Source organism: Marinovum sp. PR37 (assembly GCF_028807375.1).
Taxonomy (GTDB): Bacteria; Pseudomonadota; Alphaproteobacteria; order Rhodobacterales; family Rhodobacteraceae; genus Marinovum; species Marinovum algicola.
Genome location: NZ_JARAML010000011.1, coordinates 47802 through 60003, shown reverse-complemented (window position 1 = coordinate 60003; position 12202 = coordinate 47802). Strand labels below are relative to the sequence as shown.

General features: G+C 65.4%; 14 protein-coding genes. 8 read left to right on the top strand and 6 right to left on the bottom strand.

What is annotated here, in order from left to right; all coding sequences use genetic code 11:
* Nucleotides 1-14 precede the first annotated feature (14 nt).
* Together PVW49_RS11270 and PVW49_RS11265 are read left to right on the top strand one after the other, a co-directional pair.
* Nucleotides 15-1202: a GNAT family N-acetyltransferase gene (locus PVW49_RS11270; RefSeq protein ID WP_074835834.1), complete on the top strand. Its 1188-nt coding sequence runs from the start codon at nucleotides 15-17 to the stop codon at nucleotides 1200-1202.
* Nucleotides 1199-1495, top strand: coding sequence for a 4a-hydroxytetrahydrobiopterin dehydratase (locus tag PVW49_RS11265; protein WP_048533087.1), 297 nt, complete (start codon nucleotides 1199-1201; stop codon nucleotides 1493-1495). The genes PVW49_RS11270 and PVW49_RS11265 overlap by 4 nt, the downstream gene beginning before the upstream one ends.
* A gap of 95 nt (nucleotides 1496-1590) precedes the next feature.
* Here PVW49_RS11265 and PVW49_RS11260 read toward each other — a convergent pair whose 3' ends face one another.
* A complete protein-coding gene (locus tag PVW49_RS11260; protein WP_048533085.1) occupies nucleotides 1591-2079 on the bottom strand; it encodes a peroxiredoxin in 489 nt (162 codons plus the stop codon).
* A 101-nt stretch (nucleotides 2080-2180) separates the two neighbouring features.
* On the opposite strand from PVW49_RS11260, the gene PVW49_RS11255 reads away from it, so the two are divergent.
* Together PVW49_RS11255 and rsmD are read left to right on the top strand one after the other, a co-directional pair.
* Nucleotides 2181-3389: an NAD(P)/FAD-dependent oxidoreductase gene (locus PVW49_RS11255; protein ID WP_274590566.1), complete on the top strand. Its 1209-nt coding sequence runs from the start codon at nucleotides 2181-2183 to the stop codon at nucleotides 3387-3389.
* On the top strand, nucleotides 3386-3949 hold the full coding sequence (gene rsmD / locus PVW49_RS11250; RefSeq protein ID WP_048533082.1) for a 16S rRNA (guanine(966)-N(2))-methyltransferase RsmD: 564 nt from the start codon (nucleotides 3386-3388) through the stop codon (nucleotides 3947-3949). Before PVW49_RS11255 ends, rsmD begins: the two co-directional genes overlap by 4 nt.
* Before the next feature lie 267 nt (nucleotides 3950-4216).
* On the opposite strand, the gene rlmH is transcribed toward rsmD, so the two are convergent.
* From rlmH to PVW49_RS11230, 4 genes are all read right to left on the bottom strand, one after another.
* Nucleotides 4217-4687: a 23S rRNA (pseudouridine(1915)-N(3))-methyltransferase RlmH gene (gene rlmH / locus PVW49_RS11245; RefSeq protein ID WP_074835829.1), complete on the bottom strand. Its 471-nt coding sequence runs from the start codon at nucleotides 4685-4687 to the stop codon at nucleotides 4217-4219.
* A 9-nt stretch (nucleotides 4688-4696) separates the two neighbouring features.
* The gene (gene rsfS / locus PVW49_RS11240; RefSeq protein ID WP_082154539.1) at nucleotides 4697-5146 is read right to left on the bottom strand and encodes a ribosome silencing factor; all 450 of its coding nucleotides are present in this window, start codon (nucleotides 5144-5146) and stop codon (nucleotides 4697-4699) included.
* 63 nt (nucleotides 5147-5209) lie between these two features.
* A complete protein-coding gene (locus PVW49_RS11235) occupies nucleotides 5210-6565 on the bottom strand; it encodes a mechanosensitive ion channel family protein (RefSeq protein ID WP_082154538.1) in 1356 nt (451 codons plus the stop codon).
* A gap of 183 nt (nucleotides 6566-6748) precedes the next feature.
* Nucleotides 6749-6910 carry a hypothetical protein gene (locus tag PVW49_RS11230; protein WP_158499046.1) on the bottom strand — a complete coding sequence of 54 codons (162 nt, stop codon included), beginning with the start codon at nucleotides 6908-6910 and terminating at the stop codon, nucleotides 6749-6751.
* 253 nt (nucleotides 6911-7163) lie between these two features.
* On the opposite strand from PVW49_RS11230, the gene leuC reads away from it, so the two are divergent.
* Nucleotides 7164-8567 (top strand): 3-isopropylmalate dehydratase large subunit, encoded by a 1404-nt coding sequence (gene leuC / locus PVW49_RS11225; protein ID WP_048533080.1) that lies wholly within the window; start codon nucleotides 7164-7166, stop codon nucleotides 8565-8567.
* A gap of 85 nt (nucleotides 8568-8652) precedes the next feature.
* A complete protein-coding gene (gene leuD / locus PVW49_RS11220) occupies nucleotides 8653-9258 on the top strand; it encodes a 3-isopropylmalate dehydratase small subunit (RefSeq protein WP_074835828.1) in 606 nt (201 codons plus the stop codon).
* Nucleotides 9259-9327: 69 nt separating this feature from the next.
* Here the strand turns inward: leuD and PVW49_RS11215 are convergent, their stop codons facing one another.
* A complete protein-coding gene (locus PVW49_RS11215) occupies nucleotides 9328-9726 on the bottom strand; it encodes a CVNH domain-containing protein (protein ID WP_274590565.1) in 399 nt (132 codons plus the stop codon).
* A gap of 508 nt (nucleotides 9727-10234) precedes the next feature.
* Between PVW49_RS11215 and PVW49_RS11210 the strand changes: the two genes are divergently transcribed.
* Both PVW49_RS11210 and PVW49_RS11205 read left to right on the top strand, forming a co-directional pair.
* A complete protein-coding gene (locus PVW49_RS11210) occupies nucleotides 10235-11062 on the top strand; it encodes a hypothetical protein (protein WP_048533074.1) in 828 nt (275 codons plus the stop codon).
* 68 nt (nucleotides 11063-11130) lie between these two features.
* A complete protein-coding gene (locus PVW49_RS11205) occupies nucleotides 11131-12108 on the top strand; it encodes an endonuclease/exonuclease/phosphatase family protein (RefSeq protein ID WP_244526452.1) in 978 nt (325 codons plus the stop codon).
* Nucleotides 12109-12202 lie beyond the last annotated feature (94 nt).

The window sequence follows — 12202 nt, the reverse complement described above, 5'->3', positions numbered from 1 at the left end:
CGAAGGCAGGTGTGATGCGCGAAACCCAGATTGAAATCCAGACCCATGACCGGATATCCGAGATCGGCGCCGCCGTCTGGGATGCCTGTGCCTGCCCCGAAACAGACGACGGCGGGCGGCCTTTTGACCCTTTCACCACCTACCGCTTCCTCGAGGCGCTTGAGGCCAGCGGCTCGGTCGGGCGCGGCTCCGGCTGGCAGCCGACCTACCTGACCGCGCGGCTGGGCGGCGAGGTGATCGCCTGCGCGCCGCTTTATGCCAAGAGCCACAGCCAGGGCGAATATATCTTCGACCACAATTGGGCGCATGCCTATGAGAACGCCGGCGGCGACTATTACCCCAAGCTTCAGGTTGCGGTGCCCTTCACCCCGGCCACCGGTCGGCGCTTTCTCACCCGGCCGGGCTTTGCCGAAATCGGCGCCTCGGCGCTGATACAGGGCGCGATCCGGCTGGCGGCCAACAATGGCCTGTCGTCGCTGCATGTGACCTTCTGTACCGAAGAAGAGGCCCGGGCGGGCGAAAGCATGGGTCTGCTGCGCCGTCAGACCCAGCAGTTCCACTGGGAAAACCACGATTACGAAGATTTCGACGCCTTCCTCGCCGCGCTCTCGTCGCGCAAGCGCAAGACCATCCGCAAGGAACGCCAGCGCGCCCGAAGTTTCGGCGGCACGATCCGCACCCTGACCGGCGATCAGATCGAAGCCGAGCACTGGGATGCCTTCTGGGTGTTCTACCAGGACACCGGGAGCCGAAAATGGGGCACGCCCTATCTGACGCGGGCGTTTTTCGACATCGCCCAGGAGGCGCTGCGCGACGATATCGCGCTGGTGCTGGCGGAGCGCGACGGCAGGCCGGTGGCGGGGGCGCTGAATTTCATCGGGCGCGAAGTGCTGTATGGCCGCTATTGGGGCTGTATCGAAGATCACCCCTGCCTGCATTTCGAAGCGTGTTATTATCAGGCCATCGACTTTGCCATCAGCCGGGGGCTGGCGCGGGTCGAGGCCGGGGCGCAGGGCGAACACAAGCTGGCGCGCGGATATCTGCCGGTGCCCTGCCATTCGCTGCATTGGGTGGCCGACAAGGGCTTTGCCGAGGCGATTTCGCGCTATCTCGAAGCGGAGCGCACGGCGATTGACGAGGATATCGAGATCCTGACAAGTTATGGCCCGTTCCGGCGCGACCAACAGGAGGAACAGCAATGAGCGAGAAACTGTCTGACACGGGCCGCAAGACCATGCTTGCACCGCTGGTCGCCAAGGGCTGGACAATCGACGACGATCGCGACGCGATCTGCAAGACCTATGTGTTCGACGATTTCATCGACGCCTTCGGCTGGATGACGCGGGTCGCGATCTATGCCGAGAAATGGAACCATCACCCGGAATGGTCGAATGTCTACAAGACCGTCGAGGTGGTGCTGACCACCCATGACGTCGACGGGCTGTCCTCGCTCGACGTCAAGCTGGCCCGCAAGATGGACCAGCTCGCCGATTGAGCCCCGCGCCCCGGACCTGATCCGGGTCCTCATGGTCGGGGCCGTGGTCCCGACCTGCGGGGCGAGGTCCCGGATCGGGGTCCGGGACGGGGAGATCAGATCGCCGCCAGCAGCGCTTCGCCGGCCGAGGCTTCGCAGACGCCGGGGCTTTCCTCGCGGTGCAGCACCTGGACGACGCCGTCCTCGGCATAAAGCGCGTAGCGCACCGAGCGGTCAAAGAACCCCACGGCGGGCGCGGTGAAGTTCATGCCGATCGCCTTGGTGAACTCGGCCCCGGAATCGGCCAGAAAGCTCAGCCCGGCGGCATTGGCACCGCTGCTTTCGCCCCAGGCGTGCATGACGAAGGGATCGTTGACCGAGACGCAGATGATGTCCTGCACGCCCTTGGCCTCGAACGCCGCCCGGGTGCGAATGAAACTCGGCACATGGGCCGAGGAACAGGTGCGGGTAAAGGCGCCCGGCAGCCCGAAGATCACCGTTTTGCGGCCCTTGAGCCGTGCCCCGAGATCCACCGTCTCGGGCCCGTCGGCGCCGATCCGCAGCAGGGTGGCCGTGGGCAGGGTGTCGCCGGATGAAATCGTCATGTCTGTGGTCCTATTCGAATTGCGTTCGCCGTGACGCCCGATATAGGCTTTGCCGCGGCGAGGGCCAGCAAGATATTCGGATTTCAGCGAAAGGACAGCCCATGGCGCATTTCATCGTGGTCGGCGGCGGGCAAGCCGGGGCATCGCTTGTTGCCAAGCTGCGCAACAGCGGCTTTGACGGCCGGATCACCTTGATCGGCGCGGAGCCGGTGCCGCCTTATGAACGGCCGCCGCTGTCCAAGGCCTATCTGCTGGGCGAAATGGCGCAGGAGCGGCTCTATCTGCGGCCGGCGCACTTCTATGACGATCTGGACATCACGCTGCGGCTGAACACCGAGGTGACGGAGCTCGACGTCGGCGCCAAGACGGTGTCGCTGGGCGCGGAGGTGACGGCCTACGACAAGCTGGCGCTCTGCACCGGGTCGCACCCGCGCAGGTTGCCGGCGGCGATCGGCGGCGACCTGGGCAATGTCTTTACCGTGCGCACCCTAGCCGATGTCGACGCGATGGCGCCGCAGGTGCGCGAGGGGGCGCGGGCGCTGATCGTCGGCGGCGGCTACATCGGGCTCGAGGCGGCGGCGGTGGCGGCCAAGAAGGGCATGCAGGTAACCCTGGTCGAGATGGGCCAGCGCATCCTGCAACGGGTGGCGGCGAGGGAGACCTCGGACCATTTTCGGGCGCTGCACAAAAGCCACGGGGTTGATATCCGCGAAGGTGTCGGGCTCGAACGGCTGCTGGGCGACGGCGATGTCAGCGGCGCCAGGTTCACTGATGGCAGCGAGATCGCGGTCGACATGGCGGTTGTCGGGGTCGGCATCGTGCCGGCGACCGAGCTGGCCGAGGCGGCCGGGCTGGAGATCGACAACGGCATCAAGACCGACGCTCGTGGCAGGACCTCGGCGCCGGATGTCTATGCGGCCGGGGATTGCACCTCGTTTCCCTATCGGGGCACACGCATCCGTCTGGAAAGCGTGCCCAACGCCATCGATCAGGCCGAGGTTGTGGCGCAGAACATGATGGGCGGCGATGTGGACTATGTCGCCAAGCCGTGGTTCTGGTCGGATCAATACGATTGTAAGTTGCAGATTGCCGGGCTCAATACTGGCTATGACCATGTCGAGACCCGCCATGGTGACGAGGGGCGCACCTCGTTCTGGTATTTCCACGGCGCGCAGTTGGTGGCGGTCGACGCGATGAACGACGCCCGCGGCTACATGGTGGCCAAGCGGCTGATCGAGGCCGGCAAGACCATCACCCGCGACGAGGTGCACACCCCCGACGGCGATATGAAGACGTTGTTGAAACGGTGAGGATCATTGCCGGAGAACATCGCGGCCGGGCGCTGACCCCGGTTGGCAAGGGCGATGCGGGCGCGCATCTGCGGCCCACCACCGACCGCGTGCGCGAGAGCCTGTTCGGGATGCTGGGTGGCGGCCGCTTCGGTGCGCCCTTCGATGGCACGCGGGTGCTCGATCTCTTCGCCGGCACCGGCGCATTGGGGTTCGAAGCGCTGTCGCGCGGCGCCGCCGAGGTGGTGTTTGTCGATGACGGCCGCAAGGCGCAAAAGCTGATCCGCGCCAATATCGCGCTGCTGCGCGAGGCCGGGCGGGCGCGGCTGATCGCCCGCGATGCCACCCGGCTTCCGGCAAACGAGGGGGCGGGGTTCGATCTGGTCTTTCTCGATCCGCCATATGGCAAGGCGCTGGGCGCCAAGGCGCTGGCCGCGGCGCAGGCCGGCGGCTGGATCGCCGCCGATGCGCTGATCGTCTGGGAGGAAAGCACGGCACAGGTCGCGCCCGAGGGATTCGATCTGCTCGAGGCGCGCCGGTACGGCGATACCTTTATCAGCCTTCTGGAGCCAGTAAACTGACGGCTGTGGCATTGCGGTGACAGCGGATCTGTGGCATTGTGTCCCTGTCTTGCATGCGACCACCCTCACGGCGGCCCGACGGGCCGCAGCACGGCATGCCACGGCGCCGCCCGGCTGCGCACGGGCCGCAAGCAATTGCGGCTAAGCCGAAGCGGCGCCGTGGCTACGTGTGCGGGGCAGGGGCCGCGCAAAGCGTCTTTTCTGACAACGCCGATCTGACTTCGCTTCGGATGAGACGTCGGCGTGAGGGGCGGGCAGGAGCGCGTTTCAGACCCGGTGATACGGCGCGCCGGCCAGGATCGAGGCGGCGCGATACAGCTGCTCGCTCAGCATCACCCGCACCAGCATATGCGGCCAGACCATCTTGCCGAAAGACAGCGCCATGTCGCATTCCGCGCGCAACCCGCGGTCGATGCCATCGGCGCCACCGATGATCAGCGCCAGATCGCCGCGGCCATCATCGCGGTGACGCGCAAGGACATCTGCAAAGTCGGGAGAGCTCATCAGCTTGCCGCGCTCGTCCAGCGCCAGCTTGACCGCGCCATCGGGCAGCGCCTTGCGCAACAGGGCGGCCTCGGCGGGCATGCCGCCGCCCTTGCGGTCCTCGACCTCGTGAAAGGTCACGGGGCCCAGCCCGAGAGCCCGGCCCGTCCTGTCGAAGCGCGTGGCATAATCCTCGATCAATGTCTTCTCGGGGCCCGCCCTGAGGCGGCCCACCGCGCATATATGCACACGCATCCGGCTGGGTCAGTGGCCCGTGGGCCGCGACGCGGCTTCGCCTGTCGGCAGCCACATCTTCTCCAGCTGGTAGAACTCGCGCACCTCGGGGCGGAAAACGTGAACGATCACATCGCCGGTGTCGATCAACACCCAGTCACCGGTTTCCTTGCCCTCGGTCTTGGCGCTGCGGCCAAGATCGGCCTTGAGCATGTCGACAAGCTTTTCCGAAATCGCCGCGACCTGACGTGACGACCGGCCGGAGCAGATCACCATGTAGTCGCCCATGGCCGTTTTGCCGCGGAGGTCGATCTCCACGATGTCCTCGGCCTTGCTGTCGGAAAGAGATGTCAGGATTTGCGCAAGCAGCTCTTCGCTGGTGACTTCCGCATGTTGGCCCGTACGGGGCGCGCCTTGAACGGCAGAATTTGCCGCAACGGTAAGAGTCAGGACTCGGTCCTCCTTGGTTTCGCGCCGCATCGCCCGGCGCTTGGCGTACCCTCAATCTAGCAATCCGAGGGTCACAATTCAATGAAACTGGGCTCAGGGTTGCAATATGCCGCCGGACTCGGTTTCCTCCGCCCGGTCATTGAGCATCCGCACCTCGCGCTGCGGGAAGGGGATCGAGATGTCGTTTTCCTGGAAAGCGTCCCAAAGCGCAAGGTACACATCGCCGCGGATGTTGGTCAGCCCGCCGGTCGGATCGCTGATCCAGAAGCGCAGGATGTAATCGACCGAACTGTCGCCGAAGCCGACGATATGGCAAACCGGGGTCTTGGGATGTTCCAGCACCCGTTTGACGCCCGAGGCCGCCGCGATGGCCAGCTTGCGCACCTTGTGCGGGTCGTCGCCGTAGGCGGTGCCGAAAAAGATATCCAGCCGCACGAAATCCGAGGAATGCGACCAGTTCACCACCTGGCCGGTGATCAGATCCTCGTTGGGGATCAGGTATTCGCGGCCATCGCGGGTGACGACGCTGACATAGCGCGCGCCGAGCGCGTTGATCCAGCCAAAGGTCTCGCCCAGGCTGATCACATCGCCCGGCTTGATCGACTTGTCGATCAGGATGATGATGCCCGACACTAGGTTCGACACCACCTTTTGCAGCCCGAAGCCGAGGCCGACGCCGATCGCCCCCGAGAGCACCGCCAGCCCGGTCAGGTCGACGCCGACCATGTTGAGCCCGATGAAGAAGGCCGCGCCGTAAAGCACCACCTGGAGGAATTTCACCGCCAGCACCTGCATCGAGGGCGAGATATCCTCGTTGCGCCGGATCCGGGTGGCGGTGGTCTTGGCGATGAAGCGCGCCAGCGCAATTGTCACCGTCAGGATCACCAACGCCTGCACCAGCAGCCAGGCCGAAAGCCGCATGTCGCCGAGAGTGATTGCCAGGCCTTCGAGCAGGCGCTGGGTGTCCGCGGTCAGCCCGAGGATCGACAGGGTGACCCAGATCCAGGCGCCGTACCGGACCGTGGTGCGCAACAGCGGATTGTCGATCAACCGGGTGGCAAAGACGACAAACAGCCAGGCGGCGGCAAGATTGGCAAAGATCGCAAGCAGGTAGGAGCGCGAGGGCCAGGTCACCTCGCGCATGATCAGCACGGCGATCCACATCAGGGCGACAAAGAAGATCATCCTGAGCCGGCGATGCACGATCACCAGCACCCGCATCCGCCAGCGCGGCCAGCCTTCGCGGCCGCGCATCCAGTCGTGCAGCCGCGGACGGGCGAGGCTTCCAACGCCCCAGGCCACCGCCAGAAGGGTCACCGCGATGAGCACCTGATAGCGGATCCAGGGGCGCAGCAGCATGTTGAAATAGAACTCGGCCCAGGCCTGCGCGTTGGTAAGAAAGCCCTCGAGCAGGGCGATTGCGTTGGCGGGGTCGGTCTGCGGGTCCATCTGGGCTCCTGGTGCGGGGAAGATCAGCTTGCACCGTCAGGTTTCACCAGACAAGCCTTGTCGGGCGGGCGGTTAGGCGCCGCTCGGACCACAGGCGCAACGCGCCGGGGCCATGGCGGCCCGACCGGCGCTGCCGGGACAATACGTTTCGAGCGCTGCGATGGCGCGGCGCCGCAGGGGCGCCTAATGCGGCCCCTGGCCGGTCGCGTCGATCACCGCGCGGAGGGTGTTTTCCGAAAAGCCGGTCTGCGAGGGTGTCGCGCCGCCCTGGACAGATTGCACGGCAAGCCCCGCGGTCAGGACCGCGGCGCAGAGGCCCAGATAGATCACGCTCAGCTTGCTCATTGTTCAACCCCGCCCACGCCCCGGCCCCGGCTTTCAGGGGGATCACGTTTTCCGGGAAACCTTCGCTTAGGCTTGCGAGAATCTCGCCCAACCTGTAAGGGCCAGCTATGCAAATGCTGACGGATATTCAAGACCGCGCCCGCCTGAGCGAGCGGTTCTTCGGTGCGACCTTCACGGTTCTCGCACGGCTATAAGCGGCCTTTTGCCAATCCGCCCCTGAAATGATGATTAATTGAACGGGAGAGGACCAGCCATGTCCCCCAAAACGCTCTATGACAAGATCTGGGATGCGCATGTCGCGCATGAGGCCGAAGACGGCACCAGCCTGCTGTATATCGACCGCCATCTGGTGCACGAAGTGACCAGCCCGCAGGCCTTTGAAGGCCTGCGCATGGCGGGCCGCAAGGTGCGCGCGCCGGAAAAGACCATCGCCGTGCCGGATCACAACGTCCCCACCACCCCCGACCGGGTGAACGGCATCGACAACCCCGAAAGCCGCATCCAGGTCGAGGCGCTCGACAAGAACGCCAAGGAGTTTGGCGTGCATTACTACCCGGTCAGCGACGTTCGCCAGGGCATCGTGCACATCGTCGGGCCGGAACAGGGCTGGACCCTGCCGGGCATGACCGTGGTCTGCGGTGACAGCCACACGGCGACCCACGGCGCCTTTGGCGCCCTGGCGCATGGCATCGGCACCTCCGAGGTCGAACACGTGCTGGCCACCCAGACGCTGATCCAGAAGAAATCCAAGAACATGAAGGTCGAGATCACCGGCAAGCTGCGCCCCGGTGTCACCGCCAAGGACATCACCCTGTCGGTGATCGGCGAGACCGGCACCGCCGGCGGCACCGGCTATGTCATCGAATATTGTGGCGAGGCGATCCGCGACCTGTCGATGGAAGGCCGGATGACGGTCTGCAACATGGCGATCGAAGGCGGCGCCCGCGCCGGCCTGATCGCGCCGGACGAGACCACCTTCACCTATATCAAGGGCCGGCCGCACGCGCCGAAAGGCGCGCAATGGGAAGCGGCGCTGACCTGGTGGAAGACGCTCTTTTCCGACGATGACGCCCATTGGGACAAGGTGATCACGATCAAGGGCGAAGACATCGCCCCGGTGGTGACCTGGGGCACCTCGCCCGAGGACGTGCTGCCGATCACCGCCAAGGTGCCGGCGCCCGAGGATTTCAAGGGCGGCAAGGTCGATGCGGCGAAACGCTCGCTGGATTACATGGGCCTCAAGCCGGGCCAGCCGCTGACCGAGATCGAGATCGACACGGTCTTCATCGGCTCCTGCACCAACGGCCGGATCGAGGACCTGCGCGCCGCGGCCGAGATCCTCAAGGGCAAGAAGATCAAGGACGGCATGCGGGCCATGGTCGTTCCCGGGTCGGGCCTCGTGCGGGCCCAGGCCGAGGAAGAGGGCCTGGCGGATATCTTCAAGGAAGCCGGATTCGAATGGCGCATGGCCGGCTGTTCGATGTGCCTGGCGATGAACCCCGACCAGCTGTCCGAGGGCGAGCGCTGCGCCTCGACCTCGAACCGCAACTTCGAGGGCCGTCAGGGCTACAAGGGCCGCACCCACCTCGTTTCCCCCGCGATGGCGGCGGCGGCGGCAGTGACCGGCCACCTGACCGATGTGCGCGAGATGATGTAACGGCACAGGTGCGCGGAAACCGCACACCCTACGCCCCACCCGTAGGGTGCGCATGTACTGCGCACCGTCCGACAAGGAAGAACCGATGGAAAAATTCACCAAACTCACCGGCACCGCGGCGCCCATGCCGCTGGTCAATATCGACACCGACATGATCATCCCCAAGGTGTTCCTGAAATCGATCCAGCGCACCGGCTTCGGCAAGAACCTGTTCGACGAGATGCGCTACAACCGCGACGGCTCGGAAATCCCGGATTTCGTGCTGAACAAGCCGCAGTACCGCGACGCCGAGATCCTCGTCGCCGGCGACAACTTCGGCTGCGGTTCGTCGCGGGAACACGCGCCCTGGGCGCTGAAGGATTTCGGCATCAAATGCGTGATCTCCACCTCCTTCGCCGACATCTTCTACAACAACTGCTTCAAGAACGGCATCCTGCCGATCGTCCTGCCGCAGGAAGATGTCGACAAGCTGATGGATGACGCCGAGCGCGGCGCCAATGCCAAGCTGACCATCGACCTGGAAAACCAGACCATCCAGGGCCCCGATGGCGGCACCATCACGTTCGAGGTCGATGCCTTCAAGAAACATTGCCTGATGGAAGGCCTCGACGACATCGGGCTGACCATGGCCAAGGAAGCCTCGATCGACAGTTTCGAGGCCAAGGCGGCGCAGGAGCGTCCCTGGGTCTGAGGCCCACGGCCTGCACGACGGTCACGGAAACGGCGCGGTCCTCCGCGCCGTTTTTTGTTGCGGCCCCGTTCAGTTCGACAGGGTGCCGTCGGAATTGCCGATGCCGGGCACATTGATCGAGGTCTCTTCGAATGTGCCGGCCTCGGTGCGGCAGTTGGCGGTCAGGGTCACGCCGTCGATATTGGTCTCGAGCATGATGTTGCCGCAGCTCTTCTGAAAGCTGGCGGCGTCTCCCGACATCTCGAGCCTGCCGTTGTTGTTGGCGATCGCCGGCATGGCGATGCTGGTCTGGTTGGGCGAACCGTCGGCGCGCAGGCAGGTGGCATGGATCTCGGCCCCGCCGTCAGCGCCGTATTGAAACGAGGTGTTGGAGCAGGTGTTCGGAAAGGTGCTGGCGTCGGAATGGCCGGCGGCCAGAACCGCACCCGGAACGAGGCTCAGCAGGGCGGTTGCGACAAGCGTTCTCATGGAGGTCTCCCCTTGATCTATCCGGCCGCTTCAGGCGCGACCCGAGCGGAGCGTACCCGAGGCAACCTATCACCCAAAGGTAGAATCGCGCGAATCGGGCTCTCTCAGAGCAGGAAAGGTGGTGCCCCGTGACCGGGGTCACAGGCGGATGCGATTGTGAGGGGGCGCCGCAATCGCGCTCGAAAGACGATTGCAGCGATACTTTCGAATAGGGCGGCAATTCGAAGGAATATGGTGGGGCTTGTATCCCTATACCTATGCGCCGCTACATCTGGTGTGCGCTGTTTTCATTGACGTTTTCCTGCCCTATTATTGATGCAATCGGGCACCACCTATCCCACGAAATTGCCCGAATAGTTTCAATACTGTGAACAGACGGTTGAGAGACCGGCCGAAAGGGGGCAACAATTGGGCAAGAATGAGGCAGGCCGCGCCACCCAAGCGGCATCAAACTGGAACAAGGGCACGGCATCGTACCGTGTCCAACCGGATTGAAGGGAACGGGGCAGTGATTTCACGCATATTCGGTGCGGCGGTACGGGCGTTGCTGGTGTCAAGCCTGGTGGTTCTGCCAGCTTTGATGCTGGGCCCGAACGGTTCCGATGGCGCACAGATATCGGTGCTGGTCGCGCTCCTCGCGGCGGTCTTTGTCTTTGCCGAATATTCCTCGTCCTACCCCAGCTTTGTCGAGTTCCGGCACGCGCCGCCGTTCAACCGCATGCGCTTTGTCATGCTGATGCTGATGGTGATCTGCCTGACCTGGCTGACCCGTCATGCCGGGCATCCCGGCGTGCTGACCGGCATCGTCTCGCGCGGGGCTTCGGCAATGGGCGAACTGCTCGATCTGCCGTATTCGCCGGTGCGCATCTTCATCTACGGCCTGCCCACGGATTCCAGCCTCGAGCTGATCGAGCGGGCCCGCGACGGCGCGGCGATGGTCTATGCCATGTCGCTTACCGCTCTTGGCACGTTCGCGCTTCTGGTGCATGTCTATGACTGGCCGTCGCGCAACGGGGCGTTCAACGTCTGGGTCAACCTGCCGCTTTTCGATCCGACCACCGGCGGCGACGTGCTGCCCCGGCTGCGCCGCGACGGCTGGCTCAACATCGCGGCAGGGGTTGTCCTGCCCTTCGTGATCCCGGCCGGTATCCGGCTGGCCTCCGGGGTGTTCGATGCCTTCACGCTGTTTGACTCGCAGAGCTTTGTATGGACGATGGTTGCATGGGCCTTCATTCCCGCCAGCATGATCATGCGCGGCATCGCCATGGGCCGGGTGGCCGACCTGATCGAGGAAAAGCGCCGCCGCGCCTATGCGCGCGCCCAGCACGCTGGCTGATCCTTCTTTTCTGTTGCCTGGTCGGGCCGCCGCTTGGCGCCGAGCCGCTGCGCCTTGCCACTTGGCATGTGGAACTGAGCCGCAAGGGGCCCGGCCTGCTGCTGCGCGATATCCGCAAGGGTGAGGATCCGCAGGTCGCGGCGGTGGTGCGGCTGCTGGCCGAGGTGCGGCCCGATATCCTGCTGCTCACCGACATCGACCATGACCTGACGCTGCTGAGCCTGCACGCGCTGCGCGACCGGATCGCCACGGCGGGACCCGATTATCCGCATCTTTTCGCACCGGCACAGAATGCCGGGCGCGACATCGGGGTGGATCTCGATGCTGACGGGCGCCGGCAAGAGCCCGAGGATGCGCTGGGCTTCGGCTTTTTCACCGGCGACAACGGCATGGCGCTGCTGTCACGCTATCCGCTGGCGGCGGGCGCGCGGGATTTCTCGGCGCGGCTCTGGCGCGACCTGCCGGGCAATCTGATGGCGGGGGCGGAGCTCCCGGCGGCGGCGCAGGACGTGCTGCCGCTGTCAAGCGTGGCGCATTGGGCGGTGCCGCTGACCCTGCCGGGCGGCCAGTTGACCGTGCTGGCCTTTTCCGCCACGCCCCCGGTGTTCGACGGGCCCGAGGACCGCAACGGCCGGCGCAACCACGACGAGGTGATCTTCTGGCGGCACTATCTCGACGGCGCTTTCGGGGCGGTGCCGCAAAACCTGGTGCTGATGGGCAATGCCAACCTCGACCCCGAGGATGGCGAGGGCCGCCATGCGGCGATCCGCACGCTGCTGGCCGACCCGCGCCTGCAAGACCCGGCTCCGCGGGATCCGGCCGCCGCGGAAGAGGCCACTCCCGGCCAGCGCGGCGATCCGGCGCGCGACACCGCCAATTGGACCGATCCGGTGCCGGGCAACCTGCGGGTCGATTACGTCCTGCCCGCGGCCGATCTGACGGTGCTCGGCAGCGGCACCCGCTGGCCGGCGCCCGACAGCCTGGCGGCACGGGCCTCGCGGCATGCGCTGGTCTGGGTTGATATCGACTGGCCGCCGGGCCGGTGACCCCGTCCCGGACCTGATCCGGGGCCTCCCCCTTGGCCCGGAGGCCCCGGAGCGCGGTCCGGCGCGCGCGGGACGAGAGGCGCGCGGGCCTCGT